This window comes from Pseudomonas sp. GW821-FHT10C09 (assembly GCF_059415465.1).
Genome location: NZ_JBWKNG010000008.1, coordinates 43,927 through 65,129, shown reverse-complemented (window position 1 = coordinate 65,129; position 21,203 = coordinate 43,927). Strand labels below are relative to the sequence as shown.

22 protein-coding genes and 1 pseudogene are annotated in these 21,203 nt (G+C 59.5%); 8 read left to right on the top strand and 15 right to left on the bottom strand.

Features of this window, described 5'->3' with window-relative positions; all coding sequences use genetic code 11:
• Nucleotides 1-292: 292 nt before the first annotated feature.
• The 7 genes and pseudogenes from AC07N8_RS09975 to AC07N8_RS09945 all read left to right on the top strand — a co-directional run bounded on the left by AC07N8_RS09975 (nucleotide 293) and on the right by AC07N8_RS09945 (nucleotide 5,607).
• A complete protein-coding gene (locus AC07N8_RS09975; RefSeq protein ID WP_483840050.1) occupies nucleotides 293-664 on the top strand; it encodes a hypothetical protein in 372 nt (123 codons plus the stop codon).
• Nucleotides 661-1,623, top strand: coding sequence for a helix-turn-helix domain-containing protein (locus AC07N8_RS09970; protein WP_483840051.1), 963 nt, complete (start codon nucleotides 661-663; stop codon nucleotides 1,621-1,623). The genes AC07N8_RS09975 and AC07N8_RS09970 overlap by 4 nt, the downstream gene beginning before the upstream one ends.
• A 296-nt stretch (nucleotides 1,624-1,919) precedes the next feature.
• A complete protein-coding gene (locus AC07N8_RS09965; protein WP_483840052.1) occupies nucleotides 1,920-2,420 on the top strand; it encodes an outer membrane beta-barrel protein in 501 nt (166 codons plus the stop codon).
• 75 nt (nucleotides 2,421-2,495) lie between these two features.
• Nucleotides 2,496-2,930, top strand: a pseudogene (locus tag AC07N8_RS09960) (response regulator); the annotation flags it as partial.
• A gap of 141 nt (nucleotides 2,931-3,071) precedes the next feature.
• On the top strand, nucleotides 3,072-4,856 hold the full coding sequence (locus AC07N8_RS09955; protein ID WP_483840053.1) for a DUF1538 domain-containing protein: 1,785 nt from the start codon (nucleotides 3,072-3,074) through the stop codon (nucleotides 4,854-4,856).
• Nucleotides 4,853-5,215: a P-II family nitrogen regulator gene (locus AC07N8_RS09950; RefSeq protein ID WP_483840054.1), complete on the top strand. Its 363-nt coding sequence runs from the start codon at nucleotides 4,853-4,855 to the stop codon at nucleotides 5,213-5,215. Before AC07N8_RS09955 ends, AC07N8_RS09950 begins: the two co-directional genes overlap by 4 nt.
• Nucleotides 5,212-5,607, top strand: a complete 396-nt coding sequence (locus AC07N8_RS09945) for a hypothetical protein (protein ID WP_483840055.1) — start codon at nucleotides 5,212-5,214, stop codon at nucleotides 5,605-5,607. Before AC07N8_RS09950 ends, AC07N8_RS09945 begins: the two co-directional genes overlap by 4 nt.
• Here AC07N8_RS09945 and AC07N8_RS09940 read toward each other — a convergent pair.
• The 15 genes from AC07N8_RS09940 to AC07N8_RS09870 form a co-directional block, all read right to left on the bottom strand.
• Nucleotides 5,600-5,938, bottom strand: coding sequence for a Rieske (2Fe-2S) protein (locus AC07N8_RS09940; protein WP_493143307.1), 339 nt, complete (start codon nucleotides 5,936-5,938; stop codon nucleotides 5,600-5,602). The genes AC07N8_RS09945 and AC07N8_RS09940 overlap by 8 nt on opposite strands.
• Nucleotides 5,939-5,940: 2 nt before the next feature.
• Complete coding sequence (locus AC07N8_RS09935; RefSeq protein ID WP_483840057.1) at nucleotides 5,941-6,252, bottom strand: YciI family protein; 312 nt, start codon at nucleotides 6,250-6,252, stop codon at nucleotides 5,941-5,943.
• A 3-nt stretch (nucleotides 6,253-6,255) separates the two neighbouring features.
• The gene (locus AC07N8_RS09930; protein WP_493143305.1) at nucleotides 6,256-7,128 is read right to left on the bottom strand and encodes a dioxygenase family protein; all 873 of its coding nucleotides are present in this window, start codon (nucleotides 7,126-7,128) and stop codon (nucleotides 6,256-6,258) included.
• A 37-nt stretch (nucleotides 7,129-7,165) separates the two neighbouring features.
• Complete coding sequence (locus tag AC07N8_RS09925; protein WP_493143303.1) at nucleotides 7,166-8,233, bottom strand: maleylacetate reductase; 1,068 nt, start codon at nucleotides 8,231-8,233, stop codon at nucleotides 7,166-7,168.
• 8 nt (nucleotides 8,234-8,241) lie between these two features.
• Nucleotides 8,242-9,705: an aldehyde dehydrogenase family protein gene (locus tag AC07N8_RS09920; protein WP_483840060.1), complete on the bottom strand. Its 1,464-nt coding sequence runs from the start codon at nucleotides 9,703-9,705 to the stop codon at nucleotides 8,242-8,244.
• A gap of 90 nt (nucleotides 9,706-9,795) precedes the next feature.
• A complete protein-coding gene (locus AC07N8_RS09915) occupies nucleotides 9,796-10,815 on the bottom strand; it encodes a hydroxyquinol 1,2-dioxygenase (RefSeq protein ID WP_483840061.1) in 1,020 nt (339 codons plus the stop codon).
• A gap of 48 nt (nucleotides 10,816-10,863) precedes the next feature.
• Complete coding sequence (locus AC07N8_RS09910; RefSeq protein ID WP_483840062.1) at nucleotides 10,864-11,358, bottom strand: cupin domain-containing protein; 495 nt, start codon at nucleotides 11,356-11,358, stop codon at nucleotides 10,864-10,866.
• Nucleotides 11,359-11,497: 139 nt separating this feature from the next.
• Nucleotides 11,498-12,427: a LysR family transcriptional regulator gene (locus AC07N8_RS09905; RefSeq protein WP_483840063.1), complete on the bottom strand. Its 930-nt coding sequence runs from the start codon at nucleotides 12,425-12,427 to the stop codon at nucleotides 11,498-11,500.
• A gap of 86 nt (nucleotides 12,428-12,513) precedes the next feature.
• A complete protein-coding gene (locus AC07N8_RS09900) occupies nucleotides 12,514-13,548 on the bottom strand; it encodes a branched-chain amino acid ABC transporter permease (protein WP_483840064.1) in 1,035 nt (344 codons plus the stop codon).
• Nucleotides 13,548-14,411, bottom strand: coding sequence for a branched-chain amino acid ABC transporter permease (locus AC07N8_RS09895; protein WP_493143299.1), 864 nt, complete (start codon nucleotides 14,409-14,411; stop codon nucleotides 13,548-13,550). Before AC07N8_RS09895 ends, AC07N8_RS09900 begins: the two co-directional genes overlap by 1 nt.
• Before the next feature lie 2 nt (nucleotides 14,412-14,413).
• Nucleotides 14,414-15,106 carry an ABC transporter ATP-binding protein gene (locus AC07N8_RS09890; RefSeq protein WP_483840066.1) on the bottom strand — a complete coding sequence of 231 codons (693 nt, stop codon included), beginning with the start codon at nucleotides 15,104-15,106 and terminating at the stop codon, nucleotides 14,414-14,416.
• Nucleotides 15,107-15,108: 2 nt separating this feature from the next.
• Entirely contained in the window at nucleotides 15,109-15,834 is a 726-nt protein-coding gene (locus AC07N8_RS09885; RefSeq protein ID WP_493143297.1) for an ABC transporter ATP-binding protein, read from the bottom strand.
• 25 nt (nucleotides 15,835-15,859) lie between these two features.
• On the bottom strand, nucleotides 15,860-17,170 hold the full coding sequence (locus AC07N8_RS09880) for an ABC transporter substrate-binding protein (protein ID WP_483840068.1): 1,311 nt from the start codon (nucleotides 17,168-17,170) through the stop codon (nucleotides 15,860-15,862).
• An 87-nt stretch (nucleotides 17,171-17,257) separates the two neighbouring features.
• Entirely contained in the window at nucleotides 17,258-18,604 is a 1,347-nt protein-coding gene (locus AC07N8_RS09875) for an outer membrane beta-barrel protein (RefSeq protein ID WP_483840069.1), read from the bottom strand.
• Nucleotides 18,605-18,858: 254 nt separating this feature from the next.
• Nucleotides 18,859-20,073, bottom strand: a complete 1,215-nt coding sequence (locus AC07N8_RS09870; RefSeq protein ID WP_493143296.1) for an Atu1372/SO_1960 family protein — start codon at nucleotides 20,071-20,073, stop codon at nucleotides 18,859-18,861.
• A gap of 163 nt (nucleotides 20,074-20,236) precedes the next feature.
• Here AC07N8_RS09870 and AC07N8_RS09865 point away from each other — a divergent pair, with 163 nt between their 5' ends.
• Nucleotides 20,237-21,157 carry a LysR family transcriptional regulator gene (locus tag AC07N8_RS09865; RefSeq protein ID WP_483840071.1) on the top strand — a complete coding sequence of 307 codons (921 nt, stop codon included), beginning with the start codon at nucleotides 20,237-20,239 and terminating at the stop codon, nucleotides 21,155-21,157.
• The last annotated feature ends 46 nt before the right edge of the window (nucleotides 21,158-21,203 follow it).

Below are 21,203 nucleotides of genomic sequence, written 5' to 3'. Positions count from 1 at the left end.
TGAAAAATTGAAATTGTCGCATCTGCAGATTTACTCCGAGAGCGAATCTCATGACGACAAAGGGGCAAACGACAACTCCCTACCGCCCCCGCCACAATACGTTATCAATGACGACCCTTCCCTGATCCCGCTCTAGTCATTGTTTTTCGCTTGACTGCCTGACCCTGGGCAATATGAGTTTTTGACTTCAATCAGCATCGCCGGCGCGTGATTATCCACAGACCAAGCCGTGAGTTTAGTACGGCTGACACCAGGCTCTGACTGAAAAATCACTAACAAGGAAAGCACGTCAATGCAGCTAAAAAACATCGCAACCGTTTCGTTTGGTGTAATGCTTTCTCTCAAGGCCATGGCCTATGACAAGGAAGTTTATCGTACCGACATGACGCGTGTTGAAAGCAACAAGAAGACGCTGGACGATGAACAGTCTCGTTACAAGATTTGCACAGACTATCGAGTCGAAGATTTTTTTGCCTTTGATGCCGCCGCAATCGGCCCGGCCAGTGAAACATCGACCATTTTTGGGTCGAAGATAGCGCCGTGTAAACTTCAGAGCCTGGTGGATTCACCCCTGAGCGACGCATACGCCTTTTCAGCGTCGCTGGAGCTTATGCCGGCATTGCCTGGCACCGTCCATTCAGCTAAAGAGCCTTCAATTCCATGAGCATCCCTGATGAAGTCTTTCATGTAACCGCTGCGCCTGCGGACAACGCCAATAGAACCATTGGCCGATGGGAGATGAACCTCATCACATCGGAACATCAGGCGAACATTCGCCAGCACAAGCTCATGCATAGCCCTAGAGTGCAATGCAGTCGACTGGAGTTTGATTCGGCTGTCACGATGATCAGCTCTGTGCCTCATGGCTGTGTCAGCTTTGCCATTTCACAGACTTCCGTTGGCCGCCCCATCGTCAATGATCATGAATTGCGCCCCAACGAAATCATCGCGTTGCACAGCGATGAACCCGTGCATTACACCTGCGAGCCGAACGAAACGCTGTTCACCCTGACCACGACGCTGGAACACTATGCCCAGTGCCTGGAAAATCACCCCGCGATCGACGTTCTGGCCAATCGAAAGGAACAGCGCTTTCAGGTGGCCAACTTCAAGTTAATACAATCTGCCATTCAAGCCATCAGCGCTTATGCGATCGACGTCAAGACCCCTTCTTTAAAACAGCGTGACAGCTCGAAAGCTTCAGGCGTTGAAAGTGCACTGCTGACTTCACTGCTGCGGGCACTGACGCCGGTTGGGCGCTCCGCACTTAAAACCCCGACCAGAAGAAGGGTCGCGATAGAAGCCATCGAATACATCCACGCCAATGCAAAAAAAGCGCTGTGCATGAAAGCGTTGGTCAAACAACTCAGAACGACGACTCGCACTTTGCATCATGGTTTCGTCGAAACGTTCGGCGTGACGCCGATTGCCTACATTAGAAATGTAAGGCTCGCCAATGTTCGTCGAGACTTGATCCGCAACACCTGGCCAACCGTCACCGAAACGGCGATGTATTGGAACTTCCATCACCTGAGCAGGTTTTCCAAGGCGTATCACGATGCTTATGGGGAAGTGCCCTCGGAAACTGCCCGGCGCCACTCATCAAAACTGCAACTTCGATAAGCATCCATTCCATAAATAACAATCATTAATTTTCCTCCGTCGCCCCGAATGGCCAATATTGCTTATTTCTCAGCCGAAGGGACCAGCATGCGCTATCGATTGAATTCATTGCCGCTCAAACAAAAGATCTTCTTTTGCCTGGCCGCCTATTTATGTGGCGTCGCATTAGCCTGGCTGATTGACGGCTTATAACGCACACAAAATATCAATCATTGATTTCTCTCAACCTTCGCGATCACTCAAATTTCTAAGCGTTCACCTCACCACCGACAACCTGTAGAAGGACTTCACCTCACATGTTATTTCGAAACCTTGGCTTCGTTTCGCTGCTTTCGTTACTGTCTTTTCAGGCACTCGCGGATGACAAAGGTTTGTATCTTGGCGCTGGCGTCAGCAGCATTGAAACCGACAAATCCCAGCTGAGCGATGACGACACCAGCTATAAGGTTTTTGCAGGTTATCGTCTCAACAGTTATCTCGCGTTCGAAGGCGCTTTTGTTGATCTTGGCCAATTCGAGGACAAGGATCTTGATTTCGATGGTAAATCAGTTCAAGCCGCGGCCCATATCGGCTTTCCGATAGGCGACCGCATACGAGTATTCGGTAGTGTCGGTGCTCATGCCTGGGATGCGGACGGTAATGCCAGCGATGACGACACTGGCGTGGACCTGACTTACGGTGCCGGCGTTGAGTTTGATGTATTTCGCAACATCGGCATCCGTGCCGAATATGAAGTACTGGAAGTTGGCGAAATCGATCTGAATCAAACAACGGCGTCTGCTTACATTCTCTGGTAATGCGCAGTTGAATTGAGCGGCCCTGCGGGTCGCTCGATTCAACCCCTCGAAACCTTCTTCCCGACCAAGAAGCCGATGATCGACTACGACCTTTTAAGTGACGCCGAGCGAGAGGCAATCAACGCCGCCCTCCAGGGCCCGGGATTGCCACTTCAAACAGCCTTGATCGTTGATGACGACGACGCTACACGCGAGTTGCTGGCCGAAATCCTTCAAGTTAATGGCGTCGCCTGTGTGACGGCTGGCAGTGTCGCCGAGGCTTTGTGTTTGTTGGAAATCGACAGTTCAATCGGGTTGGTCATAACGGACTTGCACATGCATCCGCTGAATGGCCTGGCGTTGATCCGCAAGATCCGAAACTCCGAGTGGGCGGATCTGCCCATTGTGATCGTGTCTGGAGATGCAGAGGTTCGGGATGCCATCGAGGCCATGCATTTGAATGTGGTCGACTTTCTGTTGAAGCCGATTGATGCCTATGAGCTGATCAACCTGGTTCAGTTCGAACTGGGCTTCAAGGGAACGGGTTCACATCGAGTCACTCCTCATCTCCCCTGCTACGCTGATGACTCAACGGATGTCAGGGAACGCCGCAACAAAGACGAGACCGCCTGATGGTCGAACACCCGTAGATCAACCTCAACAGATGACTCTATGAAAGACACCATTCGCTACGCCGAATACTTGCACAGGATCGGAGCGGGTCGCCGCGAAATTCCCATGCGTGAGCTGGTCCGCGCACCGGTCCGCGATGCCGATGGCCACTGGCAGGCCGCCCCTCACAAAGCGGTGAAATTACGTGGCGGCGAGATCGCCGCCATCCTCAAGCCCTATCTCAATGTCCGGTTTATGGAGCAGCTTCGCGCCGTGGTGCCGCTGGCCCTGTACCTGGTGCTGTTTCAGATCATCATCCTGCGCCAATTGGTTGAGGACTCGATGCTGGTCACGGCAGGCCTGTTCGCCGTCATCGTCGGACTGATGCTGTTCATGGAAGGCCTGAAACTTGGCCTGATGCCATTCGGTGAAATCATCGGCAGCAACCTTCCCCGCAAGTTATCCCTGCCCGTAGTGTTGCTGGTGACCCTGCTGCTGGGCATCGGAGTGACGTTCGCCGAACCCGCCATTGGCGCACTGCGCGCCGCCGGGCAAAACGTTTCTGCAGAGCGCGCGCCCTACCTCTGGGCGATCCTCAATCAGTGGACCAGCGCACTGGTGCTGGTGGTGGGGGCCAGCGTCGGCCTGGCCGCTGTCATCGGCACGCTGCGCTTCCTCTACGGCTGGAGCCTGAAGCCGCTGATCTATTTATCACTGGCGCCCGTTCTGCTGCTGACCGTGTACATGAGCAGTGATCCCGAGCTGGCAAAGATTATCGGCCTGGCCTGGGATGCCGGCGCGGTCACCACCGGACCGGTCACTGTCCCGCTGGTACTGGCGTTGGGCATCGGCATCGCGGCGGCTGCCGGCAAGGGCGGTTCCGGGCTGTCCGGGTTCGGCATTGTCACCCTCGCCTCACTGTTTCCCGTCATCGGCGTCATGCTGCTGGGCCTGTACGTGGCGGCCATATCCTCGCCAGCAGACATCATTGCCGCGGCGCAGGTCGCGGCCAGCGCCGGACAACAGGCGGCTGACTGGCACACGGTCAGCCCCGGACTGGAGATTGTTTCCGGGCTGCGGGCCATCGTGCCGCTGGTGATATTTCTGCTGATCGTACTGAGACTGCTGCTGCGCCAAAGCCTGCCACGGCGCGGCGAGATCTTCCTCGGCATCGCCCTGACCGTGGTGGGCATGTGCCTGTTCAATCTCGGCCTGACCTATGGTCTGTCCAAGCTGGGAGGCAGTGCCGGTTCGCTGATTCCGGCAGCCTTCATGCAGACGCCGGGTGCGGATGACTCCCCACTCTACCGGTATGAGGTGGGGTTGGTCCTGGCCCTGGTGTTCGCCTGGGTACTCGGCTACGGGGCAACCGTCGCCGAGCCCGCGCTGAATGCGCTCGGCGTCACCGCCGAGACGCTGACCAACGGGTTTATCCGCAAGCGCGGCCTTATCCGCGCGGTATCGATAGGTGTCGCCTGCGGCATTGCCGTGGGTGTGGCCAAGTTGGTGTTCGGCCTGCCTCTGGTCTGGCTGGTGGTGCCGCCCTACCTGTTCGCGGTGGTACTGACGATTTTTTCGACCGAAGAATTCGTCAATGTGGCCTGGGATAGCGCGGGCGTCACCACCGGGCCAATCACCGTTCCGCTGGTTCTGGCCATGGGCCTGGGACTGGGCAATGCGACCAACGCCGTCGAAGGTTTCGGCATTCTTTGCATGGCCTCCGTCGGCCCGGTCATCAGCGTCATGCTCCTCGGACACTGGGCGCGTTTCCAGTTGTGGAGACAGACAAAGGCCGCCGCGGAACAACCTGCGAAGCAATTATTGGACACGGGAGAAGCAGGATGAAAGCAGAAGGCATTACCTACCTCACTGACGTTGCACTGATCACCTGCATTGTCCCCGTCGGGCGCGCCGATCTGGTGATCCGCGCGGCCCAGGGCATGGGCGCGCCAGGTGCCATTGTCTACCACGCCAACGGAATTGGTCCCCGTGAGCGACTCGGTCTGCTGAGCATCGCCATCGATGCGGAGAAGGAAGTGGTGAGCCTGCTGGTCGCTGCCGACTATCAGGATGCGGTACTCGAGGCGATCTATCACGCGGCCAATCTGCATGTTCCCGGTGCTGGAATGATCTATGCGACCCCCGTGGAAAAAGTGGCGACCTACATCCCCCGCGAGATGCTGAAGCAGGAGAATGCCTCGTGAGCCTGGCGGTCACGGGAGTACCGGGTGGGGCTGCCAAACTCATTACCTGCGTGTTGCCCGACGATGGCACCGAGCGCAGGTTGTTGCAGCTATTGCGAGAGACACATGGCATTACCCGCGCGGACAGCGTCAGTTGCCGTGGCGTGGCCATCCTGCAGGCCACCAAAGCCCCCCGCAACGAAGTGCCAGAGGCGGTGCTCACCCGGGTGGTCAACGTGGTGGTAGAGGTAGCTCAGGCAGAAGAGGTGTTCGACTTCATCTGTGTAAACGCCAGGCTGACCGAGCCTGGCAGAGGGTTGATGTACATGTCGGCGTTAAATTTCGCGACGGCATTGGCGATGCCTGAGGGAGTAACGCAAGAGCACGAAGGGAAACCGGCAGCGCTCAGTTGAGGTCCATGACCAATCGGCTGTCGACCCATCGCACAGGCACCGGCTCCAACTGCGCGCCCTTGCAGGGCCCGTCGATACAGTGCCCGTTTTCAAAAAGAAACATTGCGCTGTGGTGCGCGCACATCAAGACCTTGCCGCGATAGGTGCAAAACTCCTGCGGACGATAATCCAGTGGCACCGAAAAATGCGGACAGCGGTTGATGTAGACCCACACTTGCCGGCCTTGGCGCACCGCCACCAGGCCCGCTGGATGCAGTTGCTGGTGCTGCGGCAGGCCGAGGGCGCCGCCGTCGGCGATGTCGTCCAGTTGGCACAACGTGATCGTGGTCATGCTCAGCCACGCAATTCCGGATTGCCGAGGCTCCAGTACCACGGACGGATCTGGATACTCGCAAACAACCCGGCCTGTACGTACGGATCGTCCTGAACGAAGGCCTCCACTTCCGGCAAGCTGTGCGCCTCGATCACCAGCAACGTGCCGTTCATCGCCGCACCGGCCTCATCGAGGGTCGGGCCGCCGAACCGCACGACCACGCGATGGCGCTCGGTCGCACGTAAATGCGCTTGATGGCTGGGTCGCAAACGCTGACGCAAGGCCAACGAATCCGGGTGGTCTGTGGCGAACACTGCAAAAAACTGGCCCATGCTTCACTCGGTTTCCATCACAAATTCGTAGCACGCGCGCTTGAACGGCACGTCCATACCCAGTATGGCCGACACATCGTCGTGGCTGATCCGGTCTTCGTAGATCACCTGCAATGACTGTTTGACGCCGAACACCGCATCGGACGCCAGATACGGGTCATCGTGATTGAACAGGTGCGTGACCAGTTTGCGATAGCCTTGCACCTCAACCATGAAATGCAGGTGCGCGGGCCGCCACGCATGACGGTTGGCCGCGTCGAGCATGCGCCCCACCGGACCATCGGTCGGTATCGGGTAGGCCACCGGGACAATCGTGCGAATCGCAAAACAGCCGTCCGAGTCGGTACGGTAGCGACCGCGCAAATTACCGAACGGCTGCTCGGTGTCCTGGCCGGAATACATGCCGTTCTCGGCAGTCTGCCAGACATCGAGCACCGCACCGGCCAGGGCATTGCCGTGAACATCGACCACGCGGCCACGCACCAGCGCCGTCTCGCCCTGGGTGAAGGCCATGTTTTCGCCGAACGCTCGATCAGGCATGCCGTCGATGTAGAACGGCCCGAATACCGTGGTCTCGGTCGCCGTGGCGCTGTGCCTGTGGTTGATCGCATCCACCAGCATCGACACACCAAGGGTGTCCGACAGCAGAATGAATTCCTGGCGCACCAGACCGTCGCATTTGTGCCCGGTCTCGGTCAGGAAACGGATGCCTTCGAACCATTCCTGCTCGGTCAATTCGACCTCGCTGACAAAGGCGTGCAGATGCCGCGTCAGGCTTTGCATGATCTGTTTGTAACGCGGGTTCGGCGCGTCGTTGAAACTGCTCACGGCTTGCGCGGAAATCAGCGATTCCGTGATTTTCTCTTGATCGGTCATTGTTGTTATTCCGATGAAAATTGAAATGGCTGGGCTGTCAGGCGGGTGCCAGCCCTTGCATGGCGCGGGTCAACAGCGCTTCGATCGGGGCTTGTTCAAACGGCCGTGGATTGTAATAAGGGCTGGCACAGGCGATTTTCGCCGCTTCATGCGGGCCGTTCGCGGGGAAGCCGATGTCCGCCAATGCCAGTGGAATGCCCAGCTTCTGGTTCAGCGCATACAGCAAGGCGCCGACTTCGCTGGCATCGCTGCCACCCAGTGCGCGAGCGGCACGTTGCAACGGCCCCGCCGCCGCTTCGCGGTTGTAATGCGCGGCGTGCGGCAGAACGATGGCGTGGGCCTGGGCATGGGGCAGATTGAAGGTCCCACCCAAGGTGTGGCAAAGCTTGTGGTGCAAGGCCATGCCGACCGAGCCCAGGCAAATGCCCGCCAGCCACGCGCCGTACAACGCCTGGCTGCGGGCCTCGGCGTCATTGGGATCCTTGACCACGCCGGGCAACGCCTGCGCCAGCGAGCGAATGGATTCTTCGGCCATGAAACCGATAATCGGATTGGCGTCCTCGGCATACAACGCCTCAACCGCGTGGGCCATGGCGTTCATGCCCGAACAGGCCGAAATGTGCGCCGGCAGGGTCAGGGTCAATTGCGGATCGTAGATCACCGTCTTCGGCAAAACCCTCGGATCACGCCCGGTTTTCTTCAGGCGATTCTCGGTCAGCCCGTAGATCGGCGTCATCTCCGAACCGGCGTAAGTGGTCGGCACCGCGACGATAGGCAGGCCGGAATCCATGGCGATCGCCTTGCCCAGGCCGATGGTCGAACCCCCGCCGATGGCCACGCAGCAATCGGCATCCAGACGCGCCGCTTCCACCCGCGCCGCCTGCGCCACTTCCAATGGAACGTGCATCACCGCTTTGGCATAAACGCCCGCCGCGCGGTCACCGAGCAACGCAGCGACACGTTCGCCCAGACCTTGCTGTTCAGGGGTGGTGAGGATCAGTGCTCGCCGCGCACCCAGCCGTTCGATTTCTTCAGCCAGCGCCGAGAGTTTGCCCCAGCCGAACACCACGCGGGTCGGCAGGCTTTGGTAGATAAAAGGGTTCATGACAAGCCTCAGCGTTTGAAGTGTGGCGGGATTTTCGCGTCGACGTTGACCCACACCGAACGGGCTTCGGTGTAGTCGTGGATCGCTTCAAACCCCATCTCACGGCCGTAACCGGACTGACCGACGCCGCCAAACGGGCTGCCAGGGCTGACGCGCTTGTAGCAGTTGATCCAGCACATGCCGGCATGAATGGCGTCAGCCATTTTGTGTGCGCGGCTCAGGTTCTGCGTCCACAGGCCGCTGCCCAGTCCGTACTCGCTGCTGTTGGCGATGGCGAGGGCTTCTTCGTCGGTGCTGAAACGCACCACGGTGACAAACGGGCCGAACACTTCTTCCTGACACACCCGATCACCCGGCTTGGCCTCGACGATCGTCGGTTCGACATAAAAACCCTTGGCCAGGGCCTTGTCGTCCGGCGCCTTGCCACCGGCGAGAATCTTGCCGCCCTGCTCGATGGCAATATCGATATAGGCCATCACGCGGTCGCGGTGCAGCGCCGAGGTCAGCGGGCCCATTTCGGTTTCCGGGTCCATCGGGTCGCCAAGGCGAATGGATTTGGCCAAGGCGATGAAGCGTTCCAGAAACTGGTCAGCGATGTCCTTGTGCAGAATCAAACGCGAACCGGCGATGCACGCCTGGCCCTGGTTGTGAAAGATCGCCCAGGCCGCGCCGTTGACCGCTGCGTCGAGGTTGGCGTCTTCGAAAACGATGTTGGCCCCCTTCCCGCCCAATTCCAGCTGGATGCGCTTGAGGTTGCTCTTCGATGCCTCAACGATCCGCCGCCCGGTGGCGGTAGAACCGGTGAAGGCAATCTTGCCCACGTCGAGGTGTTCGGCCAGCGCTTGCCCGGCGGTGTGGCCGTACCCCGGCACCACGTTGACCACGCCTTTGGGGAAACCGACTTCGGTCATCAACTCGACGATGCGCAAGGTCGACAACGGGGTGATTTCCGAAGGCTTGATCACGATGGTGTTGCCCGCCGCGAGTGCCGGGCCCATTTTCCAACTGGTGAACATCAGCGGAAAGTTCCACGGCACGATCTGCCCGACCACACCGATCGGCTTGCGCTGCACGTAATTGAGGAACCCGGCTTCGACCGGAATCACCGCGCCTTCGATCTTGTCGGCCATGCCGCCAAAGTAGCGAAAGCACGCGGCGGTACGTGGCACGTCGAGGCCACGGGAATCGCGAATCGGGTGCCCGGTGTTCAGGGATTCGAGCTGCGCCAGCTCTTCGCTGCACGCTTCGATCTTGTCCGCGAGCTTGAGCAACAGGCGTCCACGTTCGGCCGCGCCCAGCGCCGACCAGGCCGGGAACGCGCGTTTGGCCGCGGCGACAGCGAGGTCGATATCAGCGGCTTCGGCAGCGGCAATGCGGGTGATCAACGAACCGTCGTGGGGCGAGACCACGTCGATGGTGCCGCCGGCGACCGCATCGACGAAGCGGCCATCGATATAGAGCTGATTTTGCATAATGGTTTCCTCGCACCGCGACTGTCGCGCAGTGTCTGACTGAAGGGCTGGAAGCATGGCCCGACGTGATGCCGGGCAAGACACGGGGTCTTAGAACTCGATCGGGTACGGCTTGAGCTCGCCACTTTCGTAGCGTTGCGGCAGGTTCGGCGTGGCGTTTTCCCAGACCAGCAGCATCGAGCGTTTGGTCGAGTAGCCCTGATGGCGAATGTCGGCGGGCATGGCGCAGATGTCTCCCGCACGCATGGTGATCCGGGCGCGGGGATTGCCGTCGTCCTTGTCGCCGACGTCCCAGATGATTTCGTCGGACATTTGCAGGAACCACTCGACCCGATCATTGCCATGGAACACCGGCAGGATGAATTCTTCGGTGGTCGGGCAGAACAGGCTGGCCTTGCACACCGAAGTCACCGACGGGTTCCAGGTCACGTCGGAACGCGACAGGTACTTGTGCAGGTTGAAGGCATGCAGTTCGCCTTCGAAACCTTCGGCGGCGTGAATTTCCGGCTCGTCCTGCGGCACGTCGATGAACTGGCGATTGACCGGCAGATCGTTGCGCAGCGGCGAATCGTCCGGCAGGCCCGGCATGCGTTTAGTGGCGATGCGGAAGCGTTCGATGGCTTCGATGTTGTCGCCGTTCTTGCGGCCGAACGCGCTGCCGGTTTCTTCCGGTGCAGCGAACGGGTCGAACGTGACGTTGGTCCAGTCGCGCAGGATGGCCTTGAAGGTGGCCATGATCAGCGGCGTTTCGAAGTTTTCGGTGTAGTTGACGCCTGCCGCCTTCAGCGTGCCGTTGAACGTACCGGCGTAGAGGTCGACTTTGCCGTAGTAATTGCGGGTGCCGATAACCTGGTCGAAGTTGACCCAGCCGTAGAAAAAGCCCCAGGCCACGTCGCGCATCATGGCGCGCAGGAACGCGTCGACCGGAATCAGGTGCGAGCGGGTCTGGCCTTTGGCGGGCCAGGTGATGCGGGCGAAATACTCGTCGCGGGACAGCTCGAAGGCGCCGAGTTTGAATGAGCGGTAGCCGGTAACGGCATGGGGCGCGCTGGCCTGGACGTCATCGTCGGCAAACAGGGCGGTATCGGCAGCGGTTTCAAGCATGGCCATGGCGGGTTTCCTCTTGTTGTTGTGGGATGGGCGGTCGGGTTCGGCAGATCACTTGAAGCAGATGTCTGCCCACTTCTCGACCGACAACGGGCCTTTGATGGTCTGCTGCAGAATCACACCGGGGCGGCTGGCCTCGAAGCGATACGCGGTGCCCACCGGCAACAGGCATTGATGACCGCGCTTGAGCAACACGTAACCCATTGGCTTGCCCGCCGGCAGCTCACCGGCCAGTTGCGTGCCCTCGCCGGTCTTGAGCGGCGCATCGAGCTTGAGGAAATCCACCCGCACTTCGCCGTCCATGACGATGGCGAACTCGTCGTGCGCTGCGGTGAACCAAGGCGACTGGCCTTCGGCGCGCAGGGTTTCAATCACGTAGCCGAGGTTCAGGCCGACGACGACTTTTTCATAAGGAAGGGATTTTTCCGCCACTTCGAAAATGTTCGAAAAGGCGTAGTGGCTGGCCTGGCCGCTGATGATTTCAACCGAGCCTTTGCTGTAGTTGTCCAGCGAGCCGAAGACTGTTTCGATTGCCGCGCTACTCATGGTTTTCACCGTTTTGTTGTTGTAGTAACAGTGAGCCAACAGTACGTCGCAGCTGGTCTTGGGACAATTAGAGGACCGGCGACAACAGTGTTCGCGAAACGCAAACATTGGGGTCACTGCCACAGGTTGGGGTATTGGCTCAGCGCACCCAGCCACGCTCCAGCAAGGGCTTGTCCCAGCATGGCTCATCGCCGAAGTTCTCCACCAGAAAGTCGATCAACGTGCGTACTTTCAAGGCCCGGCGCTGGGTCGCGGGATACACCGCCGAGAAATTGAAGGAGGACAAGGCGTACTCCGGCAGTACCGGAATCAACCGGCCACTGAGCAAATCATCGCTGGCCACCAGCGTCGGCAGGCAGACAATGCACACCCCGGTTTGCGCGTAATCGCGCAACAAATGCACCGAGTTCGAACGTACTTGCCCCGGCAAGCTCAGCTCTACTTGCTCGTCTTCGCGGCTGAAAATCCAGCGGTTGCGCGACGGATAGCCCTCGTACAACGCAATTTTGTGTTGCAGCAATTCCTGGGGATGGGTCGGCACGCCGAACTCGCTGGCGTAGTCGGGTGACATACAGAACAAGCGACGCACGCTGAACAGCTTGCGCTCGATCAGCGTCTCGGCCATCGGCGGGAACATCTGGAACGCCACGTCGAAGCCTTCTTCGATGGGGTCCACCACGCGGTCATTGACGATCACATCGACTTCGATGTCCGGGTACAGCCGGGTGAACTCGGCCAACATCCGGCCGAAGTGACCAATGGCAAACCCCGGCAGCATCTGCACCCGAAGTTTGCCCGTGGGTTTGGCCCGCAATTCACGCATGTGCTCGGTCAGCGAGTTGAAACCCGCGACCATGTCGGCGCATTCCTTGTAGTACGTCTCGCCCACGTCGGAGAGCCGCACATGCCGGGTGCTGCGATGGAACAGCGGCGCGTTGATGAACTGTTCCAGTTGCTGGATACGGTGGGTGATCACCGAGCGGGTCACGCCCAGTTGCTGGGCAGCCTTGGCGAAGTTGCCGGTTTCGGCCACCCGCACAAAGGCTTCGACACTGAGTAAACGATCCATGGGGCAGGCTCTCTGGATGTTTTTGTTCTTATAGGAACAGCGAGGTTAGCCTGTCGGCACCTCGCACTCCAGATCCATGCTGTGGATCATGGCCGGGGCTGAATCGACAAGCGTCGCTGCATCGGGAAAACCTGCCAGCCCAGGCGCTCGCTGATCAGTCCCCACACCCCTTGCGGGGCCTTGAGCATCATCACCACCGCGACCACGCCGAGGATGATCATGTACACGGCGCCGTACTGCGCCAGGCAGCCGCGTAACACGAAGTAGATCAGCGTGCCGATCAACGGGCCTTCCAGTGTGCCGATGCCACCGATGATCACGATGAAGATCACCACGGCGGTCCAGTCCTGCAGGTTGAACGCCGCGTCCGGGGAAATCCGCAGCTTCTGCAGGAAGATCAACGCCCCGACCACACCCGTCCACCCGGCGGCCAGTACATAGACCATCAGTTTGGTGCGGAACGTATCGACACCGAGGCTGCCAGAGGCCGGTTCCGAATCACGAATCGACGCCAGGGCCAGCCCCTGCCGCGAGCGCAGCAAAAAGAACACCACCGCCACGGCGGCAATGGCAATCGCCAGGGCAGTGAAGTAAATCAACGTTTCGCGCCCGTCACGGTCATTGCCGATTTGCCGTACGATCGCCGCCGGCAAACTCTGTCCCGATCCGCCGCCCAGGCTGCTCATCTGCGCCAGGCCTAAACGGAAAACCTCCGCGACCACCCACGTGCCGATGGCGAAATAGGCGCCACGCAGGCGAAAGACGATCAGCGCCGTGGGAATCGCCAACAGTGCAACCAGCACGCCCGAGAGCAGGACTGCGAACAACGGCGGAATGCCAAACCGGGTGGCCAGCATAAACAACAGATACCCGCCGAGACCGACAAACGCCTGCTGCCCCACCGACACCATGCCGGCGTACCCCGCCAGCAAATTCCACATTTGCGCCAGGGCCAGGTAGTAGGCGAATTCCACCACCAGCCGCAGGCTGGCGCGATCCGCCCACCATGGCGCGCTGAACAACACCAGCACACAGAGCCCGAGCAAGGCCAGGCCAACGGTGCTGCTGGTGGTGGTGCGTTGTACGCGGTAAACCGGCGCGGGATTGTTCAAGGCATTCATCAGTCGACACTCCGGGGAAACAGGCCACGCGGACGCACGACCAGGATCAGCAGAAACACAAGATGCCCGGCGAGGATTTGCCAACCGGGATCGATTTTGGCGCCCAGTGTTTGCGCAACGCCCAGGATCACCCCGCCCGCCAGCGTGCCCCACAGGCTGCCCAAGCCACCGATGATCACCGCTTCGAAACCGTACAGCAGGCGTGCAGGTCCCACGGTGGGGTCGAAACTGGTGCGGATCGCCAGGAACACGCCGGCAATCGACACCACCGCCATCGCCAGCGCCATGGCCAGGCCGAAGATGTGTGCGTTGTTGACGCCCATCAACCGGGCGGTGTGCTGGTCATCGGAAGTGGCGCGAAACGCCCGGCCCAGCGAAGTTTTGTAGAACAGCAGTTGCAGGCCGCCGATGATCAGCAACGCGCTGCCAAACACGATCAGCGGCATCACGCCGACGCTCAGGCTGCCGATGCCGACACTGGCGACCTCAAGATCGCCCTGGGACAGCTTCTGGCTATCGGCACTGAAAAATTCCAGCAGCACGTTTTGCACGATGATCGACAGGCCGAATGTCACCAGCAATGGCGGCAGGATGTCCGTGCCGAGCGTGCGGTTGAGCAGCAGCCGTTGCAGCAGGTAGCCGAAACAGAACATCAGCGGCACCACGATCAGCAAACTGGCCAGCGGACTGAACCCCAGATGATTGACCACCATCAGCGCCAGGTACGACGCCAGCACGATGAAGTCGCCGTGGGCGATGTTGACCAGGCGCATGATGCCGAACATCAGCGACAGCCCCACCGCGAACATCGCGTACAGGCCACCGAGTAACACGCCTTGAAGCAAAGTATTGAGCCATTCCATCACTAGATCCCGAAATACGCGGCTTTGATTTGCGCTTTGTCCGCGTCCCCAGGGCACCCGGTCAGGGACACGCGCCCTTCCTGGAAGCAATAGAAGCGGTCGCACACACTCAGTGCCTGATTGATGTCCTGCTCGACGAGAATCACCGTGGTGCCGTCGGCCTTGATCGAGGGCAATGCGGCGTAGATGTCCTTGATCGTCGTCGGCGCCAGGCCCAGGCTGATTTCATCGCACAACAGCAGGTGCGGGTTGGCCATCAGGCCACGGCCAATCGCAACCATCTGCTGCTGGCCGCCGGACAGTGCCGTGCCGGGTCGCTTGCGCAGTTTTTCCAGCACCGGGAACAGCTGATAGATGCGCTTCAGCGTCCACGGTCCCGGGCGTTTGCTGTAGGCGCCGATCAGCAGGTTTTCTTCGACGCTCAGTGACGGAAACAACTTGCGGCCCTCCGGCACCAACGCGATGCCGCGCTCCAGCACCTGATTGGCAGCCATGTCGCCAATGGCCTGGCCCTTGAACGTAATGGCGCCGGGCTGGTTCTTGATCAGCCCGGCCAGCGAACGCAGGAACGTCGATTTGCCCGCGCCGTTGGAGCCGATGATCGCCACGGTTTCACCGGCCTCAAGGGTCAGGCTGATGTCGAACAGCGCTTGAAAATCGCCGTAGCCGGCGCAGAGTTTTTCGATGGTCAGCATGATCAGCTCCCGATGCCCATGTAGATGTCCTGGACCCGAGGGTCGGCCATGACACTGCGCGGCTCGCCTTCGGCGAGTTTGGCGCCGAAGTTGATCACCGTCAGGCGACTGACCACCGCCAGCAACGCGTGCACGATGTGTTCGATCCAGATAATCGCGACACCGGACTTGTGGATGCCCTGAATGGTTTCCACCAGCGCCAGGCACTCCGGCTCCGTCAGGCCACCGGCGATTTCGTCGAGCAACAACAAGCGCGGTCGAGTCGACAAGGCCCGGGCCATTTCCAGGCGTTTACGGTCGAGCAAGGTCAGCGAACCGGCCAGCACGTTGGCCTTGTGCATCAGGCCGGTGAGTTCCAGCGTCTGCGCACACCATTGGCTGGCCTCCTTGTCCCGCAGCCGCGCACCAAAGGTCGCGCCCACCAGCAGGTTCTCGAACACGGTCATTTTCACGAACGGGTGCGGTATCTGGTGGGAGCGGCCGATACCTTGCTGGCAGCGCTTGAACACCGGCTCACGGGTGACATTGCGGCCCTCGAAATGAATCGTGCCTTTGTCCGCCGCCACGCCACCGGCGATCAGGTTGAACAGCGTGCTTTTACCCGCGCCGTTGGGGCCGATGATGCCCAGTGCTTCACCCGGTTGCAGGGTCAGGTCGATGGCATCCGTGACCTTCACCGAGCCGTAGCTTTTGTGCACATCAGTCATTTGCAGAAGTGGTTGTTGCATGGTGCACCCGTGTCCTGTTGCGCGATCAATACGTAATGGCCTGCATCTCACCGCCCAACGGAATCGCTGGCGCGGTGGCATTGCTGGTCACGATCAGGTCGTATTTGTTGTCCTTGCCCAGGCGCCACTGACCGCTGACCAGCGGGGTCTTGGCGACGTTCTTCACCGGCCCGCCGTTCCAGTTGATCGGCCCGACCACCGTGTTGAGGTTGGTCTTGAGCAAGGCATCGCGAACCGCGTGTGCATCACCGACTTCTTCGGTGCGCTTGAGGATGTCCACCGCCAGTTCGAACAAGGCATGCACGAAGCCCAGCGGTTGCGTCCATTGTTTGCCGGTGGCCTGGGTGAAACCCTGGGCCAGTTGCCCGGCACTGGCGCCGGTCAATGAAGAGCTGAACGGGTGTGTCGGGCTCCACCAGATTTCGGTCGACAGGTTATTGCCGGCCTTGCCCAGCGCCTCGACGGCGGTGGGAAACAGCAGCGCCTTGCCCACCGACACCGCTTTGGGCTTGAAGCCCTGTTGGCGAGCCTGGGTCCAGAACGTGCTCAGGTCCGGTGGGATCACCACGCCGGTGACGATCTCGACATCGGCCTTTTTGAACGCAGCGATCTGCGCGGAGAAATCGTCGGTCAGGCTTTGAAAGCGACCGGGGTCGACCAACTGGAATCCCTTCTGCGCCAGGACCGGTGGGAAACCGAGCTTCTGGTCGCCCCAGGCATTGCCGTCGCCATCATTGGGAAAGAGCCCACCGACCACTTTGTTCGACGGCATCGCGCCCCACATCGAGCTGTAGGCGCCGATCACATCTTCCAGGCCCCAGAAGAAGTGGTAAGTCCACTCAAAGCCTTGATCCGGCTTGCCGCCGCGGGTGAAGAACCACGGCTGCCACGGGGCGACGGTAGAAATGCACGGAATCTCGTTGATTTCGCACTGGTCGGACACCGGGTTGGTGGTTTCCGGGGTCGACGACACCAGCATCAGGTCGACTTGATCCGACAGAATCAGCTCGCTCGCCACTTCCGCCGCGCGGTTGGGATTGGATTGGCTGTCCTTGACGATGACTTCCAGGCGATAGGCCTTGCCGCCGACATTGATCGTGTTTTTCAGCACTTGCTTGAGCGATTCGATGATGTAGTTGTCGGCCGCCGCAAACGGCGCCAACGGCCCGGTCTGCGGGCTGACATAGCCGAGCTTGATCACCCGCTCACTGCCGATGGCAAAGGTGAACGGCATGCTCGCCAGTGCCACGCCACCGGCAGCAAGGCCGGTGCTGCGCAGGAAATCACGGCGGGAGAAGTTGCGGCCAAACAGGTTGTTATCGTTGTTGTCTGTCATGTCAGTACTCCAAAAGCCTGGACGAACGGGGTCGCCACGTGTGGCCGGGCCATCACGCAGGATCAGGGGTAAACGGAAGAAGCCGGTTTAAAAGAAGAAGCTGACGTCGAAGGACGCCACGACCTGCGAGTCTTTTTGCCCATCGGCGTAGGCATCGCGACCGGGACCGGAATGAATGTCGTAGCGCAGTTCCGGACGCAGGCGCACGTTGGGTGTCGGCGTCCAGGCCACGTTGGTGGTCACGCCGTAGAAACTGCCCCAGGTCGGGTCCGGGATACCGGTGTTCGGGTCGATGTTGGCCATCATCACGTGGACCGGCGCGTCGGTGTAGAACCACTCGGCGCGGCTGTTCCACATCAGGTTTTCACTGAGTTTGTGATACCAGTTGATGTCCGTGCCGTACCAGGTGGCATCGTTCTTGTTGGCAAACCCGGCGAAAGCGCCCTGCTCCTGCTTGCCGTAGTTCAACTCCAACGCTACGCGATTGTTCGGATCGAGCACCTGCGACAGGGTCAGGTAAGACGCCAGGCGTTTGTAGTCGTCATCCTTGGTCCCGGCGGGCAATGGCGAACCGCAACTGCACTCGGCAAAACTGTCGCCAGCGCCGTTGCCATAGATGTTTTCCCAATCGATCCAGGTGCTGAAGTCCGCCGAGCGCCAGCGCACGTTGGCAATCACATCCGGGTCGTGGTTGGGGTCCTGCAGGTTGTTCCAGCCCTGCACCACGCCCAGTTCGAAGCCGAGCATGCTTTCGCCGGGCGCGGACGGCAGTTTGAACGAGTACAGCGCCCCGGCATGTTTGGCCGGGCCGTGCATGAAGGAATAGGTGTGCGAGTAGAAGTCAGTCGGTGCGGGTGACGGCAAAGCGAAGCCGATTTCATTTTCCAGCGGCGTGTGGAAAATCCCGACCATCAGCTCCGAACCGCCGAGTACAGGGAAGTAAAAATTGACGTAGGCCTGGGCGAAGGTAAGCGCCGGATCTTCCGGCTTGTTGCTGCGGTTGGCGCTCAGGTCTTCGTCCCAGCCGTAGGTCTTGAAGTAGCGTGCATCTTTGCCGTACACCGTGGTGACGTTGAAACCCCAGTCAGCCTCTTGCGGCATCGGACCCGGAAACGGACCCACACGGCCGATCACATTGCTCTTGGGTTTCTTCTCCACGGCGAGGGCGAACTGGTTGAGGTTCACGCCTTCGTCGGTGTTGAAGAAGCTCTGCTTGCTGACGTCATCCGTGCCGTTATTGTTGTAGATCACACCGGCCTGAGCCCAGCCGTAGACCTTGATCCCGTGTTCACGCTCAAGGCTGTCGCCGAAGACATTACGCACCAGCGAACCCATGGGATCGTCTGCCGCCAGGACCACAGAGGGAAACAAAACGTCGGCCCCCAGAACGGGAGCGAACAGGGTTGCTGCGCAAACCCATGCACGAATACTCATACCTGCCTTCCTTATTTTTATTAGGCGCCAATCCCCCGAAGGGGCATGTGGCCGAAAGCAAGGTATGACGTCTTGATGAGCCCTGGCTTGAGCTCCACCCGACCGTTGGCGGATCGTGGTGTTCGGCGTAATGGAGGCTACAAGCCAGCCACTACGCCAACAATTCCATTCTCGGCGACTTCAGTGTTTGCGAATTGAGAACAATGTGGGTTGGTGTCGGGTTGAGGGTATAGCTTTGCGGTAGCTCATCGGGTTCACCCGAATTCTTCGGGATGCATTTCGAACACTGCCTGAATCTCTACCGCCGAATCCAGCGGCAAAGAGATCGCCCCCACGGTTCCACGGGTATGACGCCCAACTTCATCGCCGAATACATCGATTGCCAGCGCGGAAGCTTCGTTCATCAGGTCCGCATGCCTGGTGAAATGGGCGTCTGTCTGGAAGAAACCGGTCAGTTGCACCACCTGTTTGATCCGACTGAGATCACCCTCCGCCGCTTGCTGCAACGCCGCTAATACGTTGATCATCGCTAAACGGGTTGCCTCACGAGCCTGCGGTTCGGACACCCTCGCGCCAACGGTACCGGGATGCAGGACCTTGCCATCACGCAAGGCTACCTGATTGATAAACACCAGATTGCCAACACGCTTGAAAGGAAGATAACTGCCCGCCGGAGCCGGCAGCTTCAGATCCAGCCCCAGCGCGGCAATGCGCTGATCAATCGGGCTGACTTTTGCCCCCGGGGCATTACCGGAACTGCTTGCTTGATCGACGGGCGATCTATTCCCAAACTGCTGCATTGCTCGAGCGGCACGCGCCAAAGCCTGCCCTTGAAGCTCAGCCACATGCAATTCACCTGGCGAAGGACGTGATGCGCCTGGCATTCCAGTCAGCGCTACGGCACCGAAAGGATTGACGCCTTGAGGGATACGTTTGTCGACTTCGGCATTCCCCATAATGCCCGTTGTCACAATAATCATCCCATGGGAGGCCAGAGCCCCCCACAGCGACTGAACTGCCGCCTCCCGCCCTGCACCGCTGCCAGCGGACATAAATACCGTTGCCGGCAGGCCTTCCAACGCCCGACGCGACCAAAGATCGAGCGTGGAGTCGATGAAACTGCGCATCTGCGGTGTACTGCCAGCAAAATGCACAGGCGAACCCAGTGCAATTCCGTCGTACTGGCTGATCTCTTCAACCTTGACGACCGGAATGGATGTCGCGACCTCGCTGGATCCGGGCACTCGGCGTAACACCGCTTGAGCACGAGGAACGCTTTCGATGCCTTTGGCAATCGCCTGCGCCATTTTCAGGGTGCCGCCTTTATCAGTATGAAACACCACCAATACCCTGGTCAGCGGCTCCGCGTCTTTCAACGCAGTCTTGGCCTGCGTTACGTCGGGCGCACTGAGCATCAGCACAAATGCACACAGCGCGCACGGGAGTATGGAGAGAGCTGGAAAACTCATTAAAGATGCCTCGAAGGAATCAACATTTATGTCAGAAGTGATGGACTTACCAGCAGCCTAACCCCTTGTGACAAAACACAAACGGGGCATAGGGAAAGCGACTGTTAGAGTAAGCCGGCTAATTCAGACGATAAATGGAGCTACATGGAATGACTGTCTCACCGTGAAGACAATCCTGCTACGCCCCAACCAGGCACTCATTTTCGCAACGGTCGCGAGCTGCGGAAGTTTCACTCTGGCCGCCGATAGCCTGGGGTGCTCGAAGGCCCACGCCAGCGCGCAAGTCATGGCACTGGAGAAAGCGCTCGGCGTTCAGCTCATGCTCCGAACGACTCGACGCCTGACGCTGACCGAAGCGGGCAACCACTATCTGGAATATGCACAGCAGTTACGCGAAGTCCTGACCAATGCCGAACGAATCGTCGGCGCTACCCGCGTTGAAGTCAGTGGACGCTTGCGTGTCACTGCGCCCAACTCATTCGCTGATCGAGTCATGCCTGCACTGGTTCAAGCCTTTCAAAAAGTTCACCCGGCAATTGAGTTCGACGTGGATTTCACCCTGCAACCCAGGGACCTTCTGGCTGATGGTTTCGACGTCGGTTTCCGCTCAGTTCAACAGCACGATGGTTACCTGGTGGCTCGCCGGGCAGGCCTGTTGCAGCAAGTTGTTGTCGCCAGTACGGACTTCATTGCACGCCATGGTCGGATCGGCCACCCCTCAGAACTCGCCAGCGTGCCTTGCGTAACGAATAACCATTTAGTCGACGCTCACCAATGGTCATTCGCCAACAGCGCACACTCGTGCGAGGTCAGCATCACGGCACGCTCCCGATTTGGCGGTTACTCGGCGGTACGCAGCGCGGCGCTGCTGGGCATCGGAGCGGCGCGACTGCCCTTGTACCTGGTGGATGAAGATCTGAACGCCAACACATTACAGCCACTCTGCCCGGACTGGATCATGCCCGGTTTCGTACTGGACATCGTCTATCCAGGCCACCGCCATGTCCCTCTGCGCACCCGTGCATTTGTCGATTTTTCCTTGGAATGGCTGTCACTTCAGAAGCAAACCAGATGGTTTACTTGAACCCTCTATCAGCTGCTGTAATTCCAGCGGAACGCCTATTTAAAGC